The sequence below is a fragment of the Streptomyces spiralis genome (genome assembly GCF_014654675.1).
GTDB classification, from domain to species: domain Bacteria; phylum Actinomycetota; class Actinomycetes; order Streptomycetales; family Streptomycetaceae; genus Streptomyces; species Streptomyces spiralis.
In genome coordinates, this window is sequence record NZ_BNBC01000012.1 from 152,315 (window position 1) to 169,571 (window position 17,257).

12 protein-coding genes are annotated in these 17,257 nt (G+C 71.4%); 10 read left to right on the forward strand and 2 right to left on the reverse strand.

Annotated features, from left to right (window positions below):
- Nucleotides 1-199 precede the first annotated feature (199 nt).
- The 8 genes from IE318_RS15275 (at nt 200) to IE318_RS15310 (ending at nt 10,140) form a co-directional block, all read left to right on the forward strand.
- Nucleotides 200-1,735 (forward strand): gamma-aminobutyraldehyde dehydrogenase, encoded by a 1,536-nt coding sequence (locus tag IE318_RS15275; RefSeq protein WP_189900620.1) that lies wholly within the window; start codon nt 200-202, stop codon nt 1,733-1,735.
- Nucleotides 1,736-1,785: 50 nt separating this feature from the next.
- A complete protein-coding gene (locus IE318_RS15280) occupies nt 1,786-3,033 on the forward strand; it encodes an ABC transporter substrate-binding protein (protein WP_189900622.1) in 1,248 nt (415 codons plus the stop codon).
- Nucleotides 3,030-4,193: an ABC transporter ATP-binding protein gene (locus IE318_RS15285; protein ID WP_189900624.1), complete on the forward strand. Its 1,164-nt coding sequence runs from the start codon at nt 3,030-3,032 to the stop codon at nt 4,191-4,193. The genes IE318_RS15280 and IE318_RS15285 overlap by 4 nt, the downstream gene beginning before the upstream one ends.
- A gap of 2 nt (nt 4,194-4,195) precedes the next feature.
- Nucleotides 4,196-5,125: an ABC transporter permease gene (locus tag IE318_RS15290; protein WP_030168127.1), complete on the forward strand. Its 930-nt coding sequence runs from the start codon at nt 4,196-4,198 to the stop codon at nt 5,123-5,125.
- A complete protein-coding gene (locus IE318_RS15295; RefSeq protein WP_189900626.1) occupies nt 5,126-5,926 on the forward strand; it encodes an ABC transporter permease in 801 nt (266 codons plus the stop codon).
- A 30-nt stretch (nt 5,927-5,956) separates the two neighbouring features.
- Nucleotides 5,957-7,384, forward strand: a complete 1,428-nt coding sequence (locus tag IE318_RS15300; RefSeq protein WP_189900628.1) for an NAD(P)/FAD-dependent oxidoreductase — start codon at nt 5,957-5,959, stop codon at nt 7,382-7,384.
- A gap of 136 nt (nt 7,385-7,520) precedes the next feature.
- Nucleotides 7,521-7,970: a bifunctional DNA primase/polymerase gene (locus IE318_RS15305; RefSeq protein WP_189900630.1), complete on the forward strand. Its 450-nt coding sequence runs from the start codon at nt 7,521-7,523 to the stop codon at nt 7,968-7,970.
- 331 nt (nt 7,971-8,301) lie between these two features.
- Nucleotides 8,302-10,140: a chitinase gene (locus tag IE318_RS15310; RefSeq protein ID WP_189900632.1), complete on the forward strand. Its 1,839-nt coding sequence runs from the start codon at nt 8,302-8,304 to the stop codon at nt 10,138-10,140.
- Here IE318_RS15310 and IE318_RS15315 read toward each other — a convergent pair.
- Both IE318_RS15315 and gabT read right to left on the reverse strand, forming a co-directional pair.
- Nucleotides 10,079-10,759: a phosphatase PAP2 family protein gene (locus tag IE318_RS15315; protein WP_229903527.1), complete on the reverse strand. Its 681-nt coding sequence runs from the start codon at nt 10,757-10,759 to the stop codon at nt 10,079-10,081. The genes IE318_RS15310 and IE318_RS15315 overlap by 62 nt on opposite strands.
- A 523-nt stretch (nt 10,760-11,282) precedes the next feature.
- Entirely contained in the window at nt 11,283-12,617 is a 1,335-nt protein-coding gene (gabT, locus tag IE318_RS15320; RefSeq protein ID WP_189900634.1) for a 4-aminobutyrate--2-oxoglutarate transaminase, read from the reverse strand.
- A 325-nt stretch (nt 12,618-12,942) separates the two neighbouring features.
- On the opposite strand from gabT, the gene IE318_RS15325 reads away from it, so the two are divergent.
- Nucleotides 12,943-15,366 (forward strand): ATP/GTP-binding protein, encoded by a 2,424-nt coding sequence (locus IE318_RS15325; protein ID WP_189900635.1) that lies wholly within the window; start codon nt 12,943-12,945, stop codon nt 15,364-15,366.
- 128 nt (nt 15,367-15,494) lie between these two features.
- Nucleotides 15,495-17,168 carry a PucR family transcriptional regulator gene (locus IE318_RS15330; protein WP_189900637.1) on the forward strand — a complete coding sequence of 558 codons (1,674 nt, stop codon included), beginning with the start codon at nt 15,495-15,497 and terminating at the stop codon, nt 17,166-17,168.
- Nucleotides 17,169-17,257: the final 89 nt, after the last annotated feature.

Here is a 17,257-nt window from a genome sequence, read left to right on the forward strand (position 1 = left end):
GGCACGCACCACTGACACTCCGTCCCGGCTTTTCCGTGCCGACTCGACACCCGGTCGACAGATTCCGTCGCGTAACCAAATGGCAACAACGGAATCACTTGTTGGACCCCCTGTCCTCTGTCAGGATCGGCACTCAAATCGAGCTGGAGCTACGCCAGCCGACCCCGTGCGAAGCGGGGCGACGGCGGAGGAGAGCGACATGCACAAGCCGGGCACCGCCACCCCGGAACGATTCCCCGCGCAGGACCGCCTCGCGGCCGGCGCGCAGTACATCGCCGGACGCCCGGCGAAGGGCACGTCCGGCCGCACCCACGCCGTCGTCGACCCGGCCACGGGCGAGGACGTGTACACCTATGAACTGGCCGGCGCCGAGGACGTGGACGCCGCGGTCGCCGCCGCCACGGAGGCGTTCCCCGGCTGGGCGGGCGCCACGCCCGGCGAGCGCTCCGACGCGCTGCACCGCTTCGCCGCCGTACTCGCCGAGCGCGCCGAGGACTTCGCCCGCGCCGAGTCCCTGCAGTGCGGCAAGCCGCTGAAGCTGACCCGTGAGTTCGACGTGCCGGGCACCGTCGACAACACCGCCTTCTTCGCGGGCGCCGCCCGTCATCTGCAGGGCCAGTCCGCCGGTGAGTACTCCGGCGACCACACCTCCTACGTCCGCCGCGAGCCCATCGGCGTCATCGGCTCCATCGCCCCCTGGAACTACCCGCTCCAGATGGCCGCCTGGAAGATCCTCCCGGCGATCGCGGCGGGCAACACCGTCGTGCTGAAACCGGCCGAGCTGACCCCGTTGACCTCGCTGCTGTTCGCCCGGGCCGCCACGGACGCGGGCATCCCGGACGGCGTGGTCAACATCGTCACCGGCACCGGCCGGGAGGCCGGCGAGCACCTGGTCGGCCACCCCGGCGTGGCCATGACCTCCTTCACCGGCTCCACCGCCGTCGGCCGGCGCGTCGCCGAGATCGCCACCGCCACCGTCAAGCGGCTGCACCTGGAGCTCGGCGGCAAGGCGCCCTTCGTCGTCTTCGACGACGCCGACCTGGAGGCGGCGGTCAACGGCGCGGTCGCGGGCGCTCTGATCAACACCGGCCAGGACTGCACGGCCGCCACCCGCGCGTACGTCCAGCGCCCCCTGTACGAGGAGTTCGTGCGGCGGACCGCCGCGCTGATGGAGACCGTCCGGCTCGGCGACCCCTTCGCCCCCGGCACCGACCTGGGCCCGCTGATCTCGCACGCGCAGCGGGACCGCGTCGCCGGGTTCGTGGACCGGGCGCGTGCCTACGCGCGCGTGGTCACCGGCGGCGAGGCCCCGCAGGGGGAGCTGAAGAACGGCGCGTACTACCTCCCCACGCTGGTCGCGGACGCCGCGCAGGACAGCGAGATCGTCCAGTCGGAGATCTTCGGCCCGGTGCTGGTCGTCCTGCCGTTCGACACCGACGACGAGGGGATCCGGCTGGCCAACGACACCCCGTACGGTCTGGCCGCCTCCGCCTGGAGCCGGGACGTCTACCGGGCGAACCGCGCCACCCGGGAGATCAGGGCGGGCTGTGTGTGGATCAACGACCACATCCCGATCATCAGCGAGATGCCGCACGGCGGCTACAAGTCCTCCGGCTTCGGCAAGGACATGTCCGCGTACTCGTTCGAGGAGTACACGCAGATCAAGCACGTCATGTTCGACAACACGGCGGTGGCCCGCAAGGACTGGCACCGCACGATCTTCGGGGACCGATAGTCACTCTCAGGCCGTTATCAGGCCGAACCCTCCGAAAGGGCACCACGCGCATGGAGCAGTACGAGCCCGACCGCCCGTCCCCGGCCCACGTGGCCGCCGTACGGCGCAGCTTCCGGGGCGGACGGGCCGCCCTCACCCGGCGATCCCTGCTGCGCGCCTCGGCGGGCGGGGCGCTCGCCGTCGGCGGACTCGGCGCGCTGAGCGCCTGCGGCATCCCGGCGGCGACCAAGACGCAGGGTGGCGTCTCCGCCGACGACCATTCGGCCAAGGAGAAGGTCCTCAACTTCTCCAACTGGCCCGAGTACATCGACGTGGACGACAAGACCAAGCGCCACCCCACGCTGGACGCGTTCGCCAAACGCACCGGCATCCAGGTCAAGTACACCGAGGACATCAACGACAACGACGAGTTCTTCGGCAAGATCCAGCCGGAGCTCGCCGCCGGCCACGACACCGGCCGCGACCTGATCATCCTCACCGACTGGCTGGCCGCCCGCATGATCCGCCTCGGATACGTGCAGAAACTGGACCCGTCCAACCTGCCGCACGCCTTCGCCAACCTGTCGGACCAGTTCCGCGCCCCCGACTGGGACCCGGGCCGGGCGTACTCGTACCCGTGGCAGGGCATCTCGACCGTGATCGCCTACAACAAGAAGGCGCTGGACGGCATCGAGGTGAAGTCGGTCTCCGACCTGCTGGACAACCCCAAGCTCAAGGGCCGTGTCGGCTTCCTGACCGAGATGCGCGACAGCATCGGCATGACGATGCTCGACATGGGCAAGGACCCGGCGAAGTTCACCGACGACGACTTCGACGCGGTGGTCGCGCGCATCCAGAAGGCCGTCGACAAGGGCCAGATACGCCGCTTCACCGGCAACGACTACACGTCCGACCTCACCAAGGGCGACTTCGCCGCGTGCATCGCCTGGGGCGGTGACATCGTCCAGCTCCAGGCGGACAACCCGGACGTCGGCTACCTCATCCCCGACAGCGGCTACATGACGTCGACCGACAACATGCTCGTCCCCAACAAGGCGCGTCACAAGACGAACGCCGAACGGCTCATCGACTACTTCTACGAGCCCGAGCCGGCCGCCCAACTCGCCGCCTACGTCAACTACGTGAGCCCGGTCGCGGACGTGAAGCCGTATCTCGCCAAGATCGACAAGGACGCGGCGAACAACCCGCTGATCCTCCCCGACAAGGCCATGGCGGCCAGGTCCCACGGCTTCCGCGCGCTGACGCAAGCGGAAGAGACGGCCTACCAGCAGAAGTTCTCCAAGCTCACAGGGGCGTGACGACGATGACGACGACAGACAACAGCGGCGACGTCCGCCTCTCGGGCATCGGCAAGACCTACGGCTCCTTCACCGCCGTGCACCCGCTCGACCTGACCGTGCCCCAGGGCTCGTTCTTCGCCCTGCTCGGCGCCTCCGGCTGCGGCAAGACCACCACCCTGCGCATGATCGCCGGCCTGGAGGAGCCCACGCAGGGCACCGTCCACCTCGGCGACCAGGACGTGACCCACCTGCCGCCGTACAAACGCCCGGTGAACACGGTCTTCCAGTCCTACGCCCTCTTCCCGCACCTCGACATCTTCGAGAACGTCGCCTTCGGCCTGCGCCGGCGCGGCATCAAGAGCGTGAAGAAGCAGGTCGAGGAGATGCTGGAGCTCGTCCAGCTGGGCGAGCAGGCGCGCAAGAAGCCGCACCAGCTCTCCGGCGGCCAGCAGCAGCGCGTCGCCGTGGCCCGCGCGCTGATCAACCACCCCAAGGTGCTCCTCCTCGACGAGCCGCTGGGCGCCCTGGACCTGAAGCTGCGCCGCCAGATGCAGCTGGAGCTCAAGCGCATCCAGACCGAGGTCGGCATCACCTTCGTCCACGTCACGCACGACCAGGAGGAGGCCATGACCATGGCCGACACGGTCGCCGTGATGAACGCGGGCCGCGTCGAGCAGCTCGGCTCGCCGGCCGACCTGTACGAGAACCCGGGGACGACCTTCGTCGCGAACTTCCTCGGCACCTCCAACCTCATCGAGGCCGAGGTCGACAGCACCAGTGGCGACGACCTCGTGCTGAAGGCGGGCGGCGGCAAGCTGGTGCTGCCCCGGGCGCGCTGCTCCGCGCCGGCGACGGCCGGCGGCAAGGTGCTGGTGGGCGTCCGTCCGGAGAAGATCTCCCTCACCCACGCCGACGACGCGGGGGAGATACCGGAGGGCCGCAACCGCCTCACCGGCAAGATCGCCGACGCGAGTTTCATCGGCGTCTCCACGCAGTACGTCGTCGAGAGCCCCGTCTGCGACGAACTCGCGGTGTACGTCCAGAACGTCGAGCGCGACGGCCGGCTCGTCCCCGGTGCCGACGTGGTGCTGCACTGGAGTCCTGCCCACACCTTCGGTCTGGACGCGGCCCAGGACATCGATGCCGGCGTGGAGACCCTCGAGGAAGAGGCCGCGTAGACATGTCGACCCTCACCGAGGCGCCCCCGCCTCTCGCCTCCGCCGCACCCGCGAAGAAGCCCCCGCGCAGGCGCGGCCGGCTCACCCCGTACTGGCTGCTGCTGCCCGGCATCCTCTGGCTGGTCGTCTTCTTCGCGCTGCCGATGGTCTACCAGGCCTCCACGTCCGTGCAGACGGGCTCCCTGGAGGAGGGCTACAAGGTCACCTGGCACCTCGCGACCTACTGGGACGCGCTCGCCGAGTACTGGCCGCAGTTCCTGCGCTCGGTGCTCTACGCCGCCGCCGCGACCGTGCTCTGTCTGCTGCTCGGCTACCCGCTGGCCTATCTGATCGCCTTCCGCGCGGGCCGCTGGCGGAACCTCATCATGATCCTTGTGATCGCGCCGTTCTTCACCAGCTTCCTGATCCGCACCCTGGCCTGGAAGACGATCCTGGCGGACAACAGCCCGGTCGTGCACACCCTGAACACGCTGCACGTCCTGGACCTCACCAGTGCGCTCGGCTGGACCGCCGGCGACCGGGTGCTGGCCACCCCGCTCGCGGTGGTGTGCGGACTGACGTACAACTTCCTGCCGTTCATGATCCTGCCGCTGTACACCTCGCTGGAGCGGATCGACGGGCGGCTGCACGAGGCGGCCGGCGACCTGTACGCCAGGCCGTGGACCACCTTCCGCAAGGTGACCTTCCCGCTGTCCATGCCGGGCGTGGTCTCCGGCACGCTGCTGACCTTCATCCCGGCGGCCGGCGACTACGTCAACGCCGAACTCCTCGGCTCCACCGACACCCGGATGATCGGAAACGTGATCCAGACGCAGTTCCTGCGGATCCTGGACTATCCGACGGCCGCGGCCCTGTCCTTCATCCTCATGGCCGCGATCCTGGCCATGGTCACGCTCTACATCCGCCGCTCCGGGACGGAGGACCTGGTCTAAATGCCCTTCGTCACCTGGCTCAAGCGCCATCTCGTCGTCATCGCGGGACTGCTGACACTCTCCTATCTGCTGCTGCCGAACGTCATCGTCACGGTGTTCTCCTTCAACAGGCCGAAGGGGCGCTTCAACTACGAGTGGCAGCAGTTCTCGCTGGACGCCTGGAGGCAGCCGTGCGGCGTCGCCGACATGTGCGGCTCGCTGTCCATCAGCCTCCAGATCGCCGTCTGGGCGACCGTCGGCGCCACCCTGCTCGGCACGATGATCGCCTTCGCGCTGGTCCGCTACCGCTTCCGCGCACGCGGCGCCGTCAACTCGCTGATCTTCCTGCCGATGGCGATGCCCGAGGTCGTCATGGCCGCCTCGCTGCTCACCCTGTTCCTCAACATGGGGGCGCAGCTGGGCTTCTGGACGATCCTGATCGCGCACATCATGTTCTGCCTCAGCTTTGTCGTCACCGCGGTCAAGGCGCGCGTGATGTCGATGGACCCGCGGCTGGAGGAGGCCGCCCGGGACCTGTACGCGGGCCCCGCGCAGACCTTCCTGCGGGTCACCCTGCCGATCGCGGCGCCCGGGATCGCCGCGGGCGCGCTGCTGTCCTTCGCGCTCTCGTTCGACGATTTCATCATCACCAACTTCAACGCCGGCTCGACGGTCACCTTCCCCATGTTCGTGTGGGGTTCGGCGCAGCGCGGAACGCCCGTTCAGATCAATGTCATCGGCACGGCCATGTTCCTCGTCGCCGTACTGTTCGTCCTGGCCTCCATGCTGATCGGCAATCGCCGCAACAGGCAGAAGGCATAACCGAAAAGAACCCTGTGGGGAGTTGAAATCATGGCCCCGAGCGCCATGAGCCGTCACGACGACTGGACGAAATCCCTGTCCGAGGCACAGCCGGTCCCGTACTGGCTGGAGGACCCCGGCAAGCCCCACCCCGAGCCCGCCCTCACCGGCACCGAGACCTGCGATCTGCTGGTGGTCGGCGGCGGCTACAGCGGACTGTGGACCGCGCTGAACGCCAAGGAGCGCGATCCGCAGCGGGACGTGGTGCTGCTGGAGGGCCGCGAGGTGGGCTGGGCCGCCTCGGGCCGCAACGGCGGGTTCTGCGCCGCCTCCCTCACCCACGGACTGCCCAACGGCCTCTCCCGCTGGCCCGACGAGATCCACAAGCTGGAGGAGCTGGGCGCCCGCAACCTCGACGAGATCGAGAAGGCGGTCGCCCGCTACTCCCTCGACTGCGACTTCGAGCGCACCGGTGAGATCGATGTCGCCACCGAGACCTACCAGGCCCGGGAGCTGCGCGACTGGCACAAGGAGCTGGAGGACAAGGGCCTCGCGGAGGGCGTCGAGTACCTGGACGCCGAAGCGGTCAGGGAACAAGTCGACTCACCGACTTTCGAGGCGGGCCTGTGGGACCGCAGGGGGGTGGCCATGGTCCACCCGGCCAAGCTCGCCTGGGGCCTCAAGCGCGCCTGCCTCCGGCTCGGCGTCCGGATCCACGAGCACACCCCGGCCCTGACCCTGAAGCCGTACGGCGCCGGCATGGCCGTACGCACGCCGTACGGCGCGGTCCGGGCCCGTCAGGTCGCGCTCGGCACGAACATCTTCCCGAACCTGCTCCGACGGGTTCGTGCCTACACCGTCCCGGTCTACGACTACGCCCTGATGACCGAGCCGCTCACCGCCGACCAGATGGCGTCCATCGGCTGGAAGAACCGCCAGGGCCTCGGCGACTCGGCCAACCAGTTCCACTACTTCCGGCTCTCCGCCGACAACCGGATCCTGTGGGGCGGCTACGACGCCATCTACCCCTACGGCGGGCGGGTGCGCGCCGAGTACGACGACCGCCCGGAGACGTACGCCAAGCTCGCCGGGCACTTCTTCACCTGCTTCCCGCAGTTGGAGGGCGTCCGCTTCACGCACGCGTGGGGCGGGGCGATCGACACCTGCTCGCGGTTCTCGGCGTTCTTCGGCACCGCCCACCGGGGCAGGGTGGCGTACGCGGCCGGATACACCGGCCTGGGTGTGGGCGCGACCCGCTTCGGTGCCGAGGTGATGCTGGACCTGCTGGCCGGTGAGCCCACCGAGCGGACCGGGCTGGAGATGGTACGCACCAAGCCGCTGCCCTTCCCGCCGGAGCCGTTCGCCTGGACCGGCATCGCGCTCACCAAGTGGTCGCTGGCGCGGGCGGACGCGCACGGCGGCCGGCGCAACCTGTGGCTGCGCACGATGGACCGGCTGGGCCTGGGCTTCGACAGCTGACGCGCACGCCGGCTGTGCGCCGGTTCACGCCCCTTCACCCCAACGAGAGCCCGAAACCCGCGTAATGCCTGCTGGGAGACCTCCCTCTCTCCCGTGGACGCGACCGGCGTCCACGACGAGACAGGGAGGTCTCCCCATGACTGGCGCGAAGACGGCGGTCGAGTGGCTGGCATCCGTCGCACCGGATCCCCGGGCCTGCCGCCGCGCGTGGCAGCGCGACCCCCGAGGGGTCGCCCTGCTGCCCGCGGGCAGGGCCTGGGACGTACTCGTCCTGCCGGCCGAACTCGGCTGTCCCACGCTCGACGTCCTCACCCGCGTCCTGGACCAGGTCGGCCCGGTCATGGCCGGCTTCGGCGACGGGCGGCTCGGCTTCCTGGTCCCGCCGGGCACGGCGGCGCGCTGGCTCGGCACCGGGGTCCTCGCCGCCGGGGCCGGCGCCTGGATCGTCGTGCCGTACCCGCGGCGCGGGGCCGGCCCCGTGCGCTGGCTGATCCCGCCGGACGGCTCGGGCACCCTCACCGACCCGGCACTGCTGGAACTGGCGATGCACGAGGCGGCGGCCCTGGCGGCGGAGGAGGGCGGCTGACTCCACGGCCCGTACGGCGCCCTAGGGAGTGTCTCGCCGATCATGCCGGGCTCGCGGCGCCTGGTGCCGCACCTCGCGGCGTTGTCGTCGGTCGCCGATGCTCCGCATCGACTCCCTCCTCCGCCTTGCGATGCTCCCCCACTGCCTGAACGGCGTGGGAGGTGCCCCCACCACCAGCCACCGCTCCCTGATCCGGCCTGATCGACGAGACACCCCCCAGGTCTTGACAACCCAATTGGTCTGGACCAAATTGGGCGCGCTCCTCCCTCCACTCCCGCTTGCAGTCCCCCTTGCGGTTCCTCTCGCAATTCCCCCTTGTCCGGAGGCACTTGTGGATCGCGACAGACACAGACCAACGACACGCCGGCTGCTCGCCGTGCTCACGGCTGGCCTGCTGGCAGTGCCCGGCATCACCGCGCTGTCGTCGGCCGCCCGTGCGGCCGACGCGGACCTCGCACGCAACGGCGGCTTCGAATCCGGCCTGGACGGCTGGACCTGCACGGCCGGCTCCGGCAAGACGGTCACCAGCCCCGTCCACAGCGGCACGTCCGCCTTGCAGGCGACTCCGGCCGGCAGCGACAACGCCCAGTGCGCGCAGACGGTGTCCGTCCAGCCGAACTCCCAGTACACGCTGTCGGGTTACCTCCGCGGCTCCTACGTCTACCTGGGCGCGAGCGGCACGGGCACCACCGACGTCTACAACTGGAGCCAGTCCGCGGCCGACTGGCAGCAGCTGACCACCACCTTCCGCACCGGCGCGCAGACCACCAAGGTCACCATCTACACGCACGGCTGGTACGGCACCGGCGCCTACTACGCCGACGACATCTCGCTCGTCGGCCCCGGTGGCGGCACCACCCAGCAGCCGCCCGCGGCGCCCACCGGCCTGAAGACCGGCACGGTCACCTCCACCAGCGTGGCCCTGTCCTGGTCACCGGTGGCGGACGCGACGAGCTACGCGGTCTACCGCAACGGAACGAAGGTCCAGACGACCACCGGCGCGTCGGCGACGGTCACGGGCCTGTCCCCGTCCACCGCGTACAGCTTCCAGGTCACGGCGGTGAACGACGCCGGCGAGTCCGCGAAGTCGTCGACGGTGACGGCGACCACGGCCGCGGACCCGGGCGGCCCGGGCGGCCCCGGAGGCACCTCGGACCTTCCGCCGCACGCCCTGGTCGGCTATCTGCATGCCAGCTTCGCCAACGGCTCCGGCTACACCCGCATGGCCGACGTCCCCGACAGCTGGGACGTGATCGACCTGGCCTTCGGCGAGCCGACCTCGGTCACCTCCGGCGACATCCGCTTCAACCGCTGCCCGGTCACCGAGTGCCCGAACGTGGAGAGCGACGCCGACTTCAAGGCGGCCATCAAGGCCAAGCAGGCGGCGGGCAAGAAGGTCCTGATCTCGATCGGCGGCCAGAACGGCCAGGTCCAGCTGACCACGACGGCGGCCAGGGACACCTTCGTCTCGTCGGTCTCGAAGATCATCGACGAGTACGGCCTGGACGGCCTGGACATCGACTTCGAGGGCCACTCGCTCTCTCTGAACACCGACGACACGGACTTCAGGAACCCGACCACCCCGGTGATCGTCAACCTGATCTCGGCCCTGAAGACCCTGAAGGCCAAGTACGGCGACAAGTTCGTGCTGACGATGGCCCCGGAGACCTTCTTCGTGCAGATGGGCTACCAGTACTACGGCACGGGCAAGTGGGGCGGGCAGGACCCGCGCTGCGGCGCCTACCTCCCCGTGATCTACGCCCTCCGCAACGACCTGACCCTGCTCCACGTCCAGGACTACAACTCAGGCCCGATCATGGGCCTGGACAACCAGTACCACTCCATGGGCAGCGCCGACTTCCACATCGCGATGACCGACATGCTCCTGACGGGCTTCCCGGTGGCGGGCGACGCCAACAACATGTTCCCGCCCCTGCGCCCCGACCAGGTCGCGATCGGCATGCCGGCCTCCACCCAGGCGGGCAACGGCTACGTGGCCCCGGCGGAGGTCACCAAGACCCTGGACTGCCTGACGAAGAAGACCAACTGCGGCTCGTACACCACCCACGGCACCTGGTCGGCCCTGCGCGGCCTGATGACCTGGTCGATCAACTGGGACCGGTTCGGGAGCTGGCAGTTCCAGAACACCTTCGACGGCTACTTCGGCTGAACCCGCCGATCACCAGCCACAGCACGGAGAGCAGCACGGCGCACAGACACCAACTGGCCACCACATCCAGTGGCCAGTGGTAGCCGCGCCGCACCAGCCCGTACGAGACACCGAGCACGAGCACGGCACACACCACCACGACCGCCGCACGGGCGAGGGCCGCACGCAGCCACGGAAGGAGCACCAGGGCAGCGGCCCCGTAGCCCGTCGCGGCGGTCGCGGTGTGCCCGGACGGGTAGTACCCCACCCCGGGCGGCATGACATCGGTCCCGTGCCGAGCGGTCCACTCCTTCAGCGGCACCAGAAGCACGGGAAGCAGCGCCATCAGCAGCCCTGCGGCAAGGGGCGGCAGCCACCAGCGTGCCGCGCCGGCACTCCGCCCCCGCCAGGCGACGTGGACCAGCACCGCCACCAGCACCGGCACGGCAACCTGCACATCCCCGAGATCGGAGAGCACCTCGGAGGCCCGGTCCGGACGCACCAGCGCGTCACTGACCCGCTGGTCCACGCGCAGCAGCGGCCCGTGGGCGACGACCTGCCAGGTGATCACGGAGAAGAGCGCCGCCGGCACCACCACGAACAGGACCAGGAAGGAAAGCAGGGCACCCCGCCCAACCACAGGGTGCCCCTGCCTTCCGCGCTCCCCGCCGGGCGCGCGCTCGAGGTCCGTTTCTCGCGAGGTCGACACAGTGCCCAGCTTCGCAGGTCCCCCGACGGTGACGCTCGTCGGCTGTAGGCCACAGCGGGTGCGGCCCTGCCCGGGCATGCCGAAGGGCCGGCGCAAGGGGGGGATTCGCGTCGGCCCTTCGGGTGGAACGGCCGTTCCGTATGTCTGCGACCGTCCTGATCGGAACGTCGCGCGCCCCGGGGGGTTTGGGGCGGGCGACCGTCCGATCGGTGAGGAGACCCGGAGCCCGAAGGCCCCGGTTGTGTGCGCGAGGCACGAACCAGGTCGAAGCTGGGGAGGCGACGGCCTGATGTCGCCCGCAGTCGCCCGCGGGCGGGTGTATCTCTCATCTGGAAGTAGACGCTACGGCAGGTGGGGGGCGGAGGACAGCGTCAACGGCGTCCTGTCATCCACCCCGCACACGTTCTTCACACGGTCTGCCGTCCGCGCCACGCCACCTGTGCGAATCCGCCGCTCAGATGCGCGCGAACGCCTGCTCGATGATGTCCAGGCCCTCGTTCAGCAGGTCCTCGCCGATCACCAGCGGCGGCAGGAAGCGGAGGACGTTGCCGTAGGTGCCACAGGTCAGGACCAGCAGACCCTCGGCGTGGCAGGCCTTGGCGAGGGCTGCCGTGGCCTCCGGGTTCGGCTCCTTGGTGCCGCGGTCCTTGACCAGCTCGATGGCGATCATCGCACCGCGACCACGGACGTCGCCGATGATGTCGAACTTGTCCTGCATCGCGGACAGGCGGCCCTTCATGACCTCCTCGATCCGCTGCGCCTTCGCGTTGAGGTCGAGCTCCTTCATCGTCTCGATCGCGCCGAGCGCACCCGCGCAGGCCACCGGGTTTCCGCCGTAGGTGCCGCCCAGGCCGCCCGCGTGCGCGGCGTCCATGATCTCGGCGCGGCCGGTGACGGCGGCCAGCGGAAGGCCGCCGGCGATGCCCTTCGCCGTGGTGATCAGGTCGGGGATGATGCCCTCGTCCTCGCAGGCGAACCACTGGCCCGTGCGGCAGAAGCCGGACTGGATCTCGTCGGCCACGAAGACGATGCCGTTGTCGGCGGCGAACTGGCGGATCGCCGGGAGGAAGCCCTTGGCCGGCTCGATGAAGCCGCCCTCGCCCAGCACCGGCTCGATGATGATCGCGGCCACGTTGTCCGCGCCGACCTGCTTGGTGATCTGGTCGATGGCCTGCTTGGCGGCCTCGGGGCCGCAGTTGTCCGGGCCGGTCGCCCAGCGGTAGGCGTAGGCGACCGGGACCCGGTACACCTCGGGGGCGAACGGGCCGAAGCCGTGCTTGTACGGCATGTTCTTCGCCGTCAGCGCCATGGTGAGGTTCGTCCGGCCGTGGTAGCCGTGGTCGAAGACCACGACCGCCGGGCGCTTGGTGTACGCGCGGGCGATCTTCACCGCGTTCTCGACGGCCTCGGCGCCGCTGTTGAACAGCGCGGACTTCTTCGCGTGGTCACCCGGCGTGAGCTCGGCCAGCGCCTCGGCGACGGCCACGTAGCCCTCGTACGGCGTGACCATGAAACAGGTGTGGGTGAAGTCGGCGAGCTGCGCGGAGGCACGGCGTACGACGGCCTCGGCGGAGGCGCCGACCGAGGTCACCGCGATGCCGGAGCCGAAGTCGATGAGGCGGTTGCCGTCGACGTCCTCGATGATGCCGCCGCCGGCGCGGGTGACGAAGACCGGGAGCGTGGAGCCCACACCCTGCGCGACCGCGGCGGTACGGCGGGCCTGCAGCTCCTGCGACTTCGGGCCGGGAATGGCGGTGACGACGCGGCGCTCCTGCTCAAGTGCGGTCATGGGGGCTCCCTGGTGAGATCTTGCGGGTCCGGCGTACGGCTGCGTACGGCGGTGGCGTACGGGGGGCGTTTTTCGGACGCTTTTCCTTCTTTTCTCGCAGGCTAGGGCTGCGGGGGGAGGGTGGGCATGCTCCATGTGGGCGTTGTCGGCGGTCGCGGTTGTCCGCCGTGGATATAGAAGGGGAGAGAGAAGGGACGCCGGTGACGGCGCCGGGGTGTGTACGGATTGCCGCGCGCCGTGCCACGCAATCGGTGAACTCCCCTTGTCCGGGCATTAGATTGACTCGCTGATGGTGGACGGAGCGGCTGGTCAGGGGGCAAGGCAGATGGACGACGGCGGGACGCAGGACGCCCGGGGTACGCATCCGCGGCATGCGCATCCCGTGCCGCGCCCGGCGGTGCCGCGGGACGCACCGCCCGCGATGCCGCCCCGGCCGGCCCGGCCTCCGGGCGCGCCGGGGGCGCAGCCGGGCATGGAGCAGAGGTCACCGGGGCGGGCCGCCGTCGCCGAGTGGCTCGACACGCCCCGGCCGGAGGCCGCGCCCGGCATCTGGCGCTTCGGCCACCGCCCGCCCAAGGGCGGCGAGCCCCGGGACCGGCTGCCCTCCATCACCGTCGTCGGGCTGCTGATCCCCCTGGTCGTGGCCCTGCTCGTGTGGTCCCTGTGGCGGCAGGGCGCCCTGCCCTACCAGTGGGCGCCGCTGAAACTGTTCACGCCGGGCGACTGGTGGTGGGGCGGCACCGTCTCCCCCAAGGGGATGCAGGGCGGCGAGGCCCGGGTCGTCTACGACGGCGTGTTCTTCGCCGTGCTCGTCTACGCCGTCGCGCACCTGGGCAGCTGGCCCGAGGTCGTACGGCACTTCGTGGGCCGCCGCCCGCAGCCCGCCCGCGCCCTGTACGCCGCCCTCGGCGCCCTCGGCGCCCTCAGCCTCGTCTTCCCCGGCGCCTTCCCGGGCGTCGGCTGGGACCCGCTGCCGGTCGTCGACCCGGTGTTCTCCCTGATCGTCCTGGTCTCGGGCGGCTACGACCTGTTCGCCTCCCAGCTGTTCACCGACACGCTGTACGCGCTCATCACCGCACTGGTCGTGTGGCCGTTCGCCCGGCTCGGCGGATGGTGGTCGTACGCCCGGCAGGTCGCCGCGCGCCGCCGGGCGAACGCCGATCCCGCTGCCCCGCCGGCCGTCGAGCTGCCCCGCTCGCAGTGGCCCGAGCTGCGGGACGCCGGTCAGTACCAGGCGGCCGACCTGCTCACCGCCGAGGTGGCCGGCGGCCGGATGAACGACGTGGACTGCGCCCGGGTCGAGCGGGCCTGGACCGAGGCCCGGCGCGAGGCGCGGCTCGCCGCCTTCACCGACACCGTGCTGCGCCAGGGCGCCGCCGCCTGGACCCACCCCTCCGGTGCCCGCGACCTGCCCGGCCGCACCGCCCGGCACGACCTGCTCCAGGGACAGGTGCGCATCGGGCGCTGGGTGCCGGGGGAGCGGGCCCCGCGCGCCTACCACGGCGCCGGGGCGGCCGTCGGCCCCGAGACCCTCGGCACCTCGCTGCTGGTGGTGGGACCGCCCGGCTCCGGCAAGACCCGGCACGTCGTCGAGCCGGTCACCGAGACGCTCGCCCTGCAGGCGCTCACCGGCCGGTGCGCGGTCGTCGCCGTCTGCGCCGCCGGTGCGCCGCTCGGCGCGGACACGGCGTACGACGTGGTGGTGCGGATCGGAGACTCCGCCTCCGTGCACGACCTCGATCCCTACGCCGGGTCCGACGACCCCGACGAGGCCGCCGCGCTGCTCGCCGAGGCGCTGGCCGGCGACCTCGACGCGGTGAGCGGCCAGAGCGCCGCCACCGCGCTCGCCCAGCTGCTCGGCCCCTACCGGGCGGTGCACGGCCACTTCCCGACGCTGCCCGTGCTGCGTGAACTCCTGGAGGGCGATCCCGGCGCGCTGGCGGCCCTGCGGGCGGGACTCGCCGCCGACGAGCACGCCGTGATGCGCCGCGAACTCGACGCCCGGATGCGCCAGGCCGGCGGCGCCGCCGACGCCGGCCCGGCCCTCGCCGACCGGCTCGCGCTCCTGGACCGGCCGGCCTTCTCAGAGTTCTTCGGCGCCGGCCCCGGCAGCCGGCCGTTCTCGCTGCGGGCCGTCGCCCACCACCCGCTGAGGGTCCGCATCGACCTGCCCGAACGCGGGCACGAGGAGGCGTCCCGGGTGATCGCCCGGCTCGTCCTCGCCCAGTTCCACACCGTCGTACGGGACACCCGGCGCCCCCACTTCGCCTGCCTGGTCCTGGACGACGCCACCGGGACCGTCACCGCCGAGTCGGTGCGCCGCGTCCAGCGGCTGCGCGCGCAGAACGCCGGGGTCGTCCTCGCGCTGCGCACCGTCGCCGACGTCCCCGAGGCGCTGCACGGGCCGCTGCTCGGCGCCGTCGGCTGCCGTATGGCGCTGTCCGGAGTCACCACCTGGGACGGCAGCCGGTTCGCGCACGCCTGGGGCACCGAGTGGGTGGAGACGACCGAGGTCGCCAAGCACACCGTCTTCGCCGACCAGCCGATGACCCGGGCCCTGCACGCCCTGCGCAAGCTGGTCACCGGGAAGGCCGTGACCACCGACGCCGTGACCACCAAGCAGGTCGAGCGCGAGCGCTGGTCCGCCTCCCAGCTGGCCCACGAGGTCCCGCCGGGGCACGCGGTGCTGTCGCTGACCAGCGTGGCGGGCGAGCACGCGCCGCCGCTGCTGGTGGACCTGCGCGGCTGAACCCACCGCGCGACCGGAGGACAGGGCTCGCGGTCACCGTACAGTGAGGCAGAATCGACACAGGCCGTTCATACGTGGCGGCCAAAAGATCACAAGGATCACCTCACCTCCGCAGACCTGAAGGCCTCATGCCCCCCACGCTCGCCTCGCTCGTCCACCACTCCGCGCTCAAACTGACCGTGCGCGCGGGCGAGGACCGCCTGGACGTGCCCGTCCGCTGGGCGCACGTCAGCGAGCTCGCCGATCCCGTGCCGTACATGGAGGGCGGGGAGCTGCTGCTGATCACCGCGCTCAAGCTGGACGCGGAGGACCCCGAGGCCATGCGCCGCTATGTGAAGCGGCTGGTCGGCGCCGGGGTGGTCGGGCTCGGCTTCGCCATCGGCGTCAACTACGACGAGGTCCCCAAGGCGCTGGTCGACGCGGCCGAGGAGGAGGGCCTGCCGCTGCTGGAGGTGCCCCGGCGCACCCCCTTCCTCGCGATCAGCAAGGCCGTCTCGGCCGCCATAGCCGCCGAGCAGTACCGCGCGGTCACGGCGGGCTTCGCCGCCCAGCGGGAGCTGACCAAGCAGGCGCTGAACGCCGGCCCCGAGGGGCTGCTGGCCGCCCTCGCGGCCCAGGTCGACGGCTGGGCGGCCCTCTACGACGCCTCGGGCGCCGTCGTCGCCACCGCACCCGAGTGGGCAGGCCGCAGGGCCGCACGGCTCACGGCGGACGTGGAACGGCTGCGGGACCGGCCCGCGCCCGCGAGCGCGGTCGTCGGCGGACCGGAGACCGAGGACCGGGTCGAGCTGCACTCCATCGGCACCTCACGCCGCCCGCGTGCCGCGCTCGCCGTCGGCACCGCCGCACCCCTGGGCACCGCCGAACGCTACGCCGTGCATTCCGCGATCGCCCTGCTGACCCTCACCACCGAACGCTCCCGCTCCCTGCACGCCGCCGAGCAGCGGATCGGCGCGGCCGTGCTGCGCATGCTGCTCGCCGGCCAGCCCGACCACGCCCGGGCCGTCGCCGGCGACCTGTACGGCGGCCTGCTGGACGCGCCGTTCCGCATGATCGTCGCCGAGTCGGCCTCGGCGTCCGCCGCGCGGGCGCACGCCGACGGGCACGCGCGCGTGCAGCCGGCCAAGCCCGCCTCCGCCGCCGCGACGGCCGCCGCCGGCGGCAGCGGCGGCGGCGACCCGCTCTCCGTCCTCGCCGAGACCGTGGAGGCGGCTGCCGCACGCTCCGGGGAGGCGGTCCTCGTCGTGCCCGAGGGGGAGCGGCTGGTGGTGCTGGCCGGGGACGGCAGCGCGGCCGTCGCCGCGTGCGGCGAGTACGCCGCCGGCCTGGAGGCCGGGCGGGCGGCGGCGGTGCCGGAGCAGCCGGCCGGTGACCAGGACGAGCTGGTCGTGGGGCTGTCCGCGCCGGTCGGACCGATCGCGGCGGCCGCCGCCTACAAGCAGGCCGAGCAGGCGCTGTCGGTGGCGCGGCGGCGCGGCCGGGTGCTCGTCGAACACGAGCAGCTGGCCTCCGGTTCCGTGCTGCCGCTGCTGGCCGACGACGCCGTACGGGCGTTCGCGGACGGGCTGCTGCGCGCGCTGTACGAGCACGACGCGACCGGGCGCGGCGACCTGGTGGCCTCGCTGCGGGCCTGGCTGTCGCGCCACGGCCAGTGGGACGCCGCCGCCGCCGACCTCGGCGTGCACCGGCACACCCTGCGCTACCGGATGCGGCGGGTGGAGGAGATCCTCGGGCGCTCGCTGGACGATCCGGACGTGCGGATGGAGCTGTGGCTGGCGCTGAAGGCGACCTCGACGGAGTAGTCCGGAGCAGCAGTCCTGTGCCAAACCGTAGCGTCCGCGCCGCGTACTGCTCCACCTCGGACAAGCGTCCAGCCGCCGCCCCCGCCCTA

Bases quoted from the DNA above. Each gene is read 5' to 3' on its own strand.
- IE318_RS15275 (WP_189900620.1), top strand. From the start codon at position 200: ATGCACAAGCCGGGCACCGCCACCCCGGAACGATTCCCCGCGCAGGAC.
- IE318_RS15280 (WP_189900622.1), top strand. From the start codon at position 1,786: ATGGAGCAGTACGAGCCCGACCGCCCGTCCCCGGCCCACGTGGCCGCC.
- IE318_RS15290 (WP_030168127.1), top strand. From the start codon at position 4,196: ATGTCGACCCTCACCGAGGCGCCCCCGCCTCTCGCCTCCGCCGCACCC.
- IE318_RS15295 (WP_189900626.1), top strand. From the start codon at position 5,126: ATGCCCTTCGTCACCTGGCTCAAGCGCCATCTCGTCGTCATCGCGGGA.
- IE318_RS15300 (WP_189900628.1), top strand. From the start codon at position 5,957: ATGGCCCCGAGCGCCATGAGCCGTCACGACGACTGGACGAAATCCCTG.
- IE318_RS15305 (WP_189900630.1), top strand. From the start codon at position 7,521: ATGACTGGCGCGAAGACGGCGGTCGAGTGGCTGGCATCCGTCGCACCG.
- gabT (WP_189900634.1), bottom strand. From the start codon at position 12,617: ATGACCGCACTTGAGCAGGAGCGCCGCGTCGTCACCGCCATTCCCGGC.
- IE318_RS15325 (WP_189900635.1), top strand. From the start codon at position 12,943: ATGGACGACGGCGGGACGCAGGACGCCCGGGGTACGCATCCGCGGCAT.
- IE318_RS15330 (WP_189900637.1), top strand. From the start codon at position 15,495: ATGCCCCCCACGCTCGCCTCGCTCGTCCACCACTCCGCGCTCAAACTG.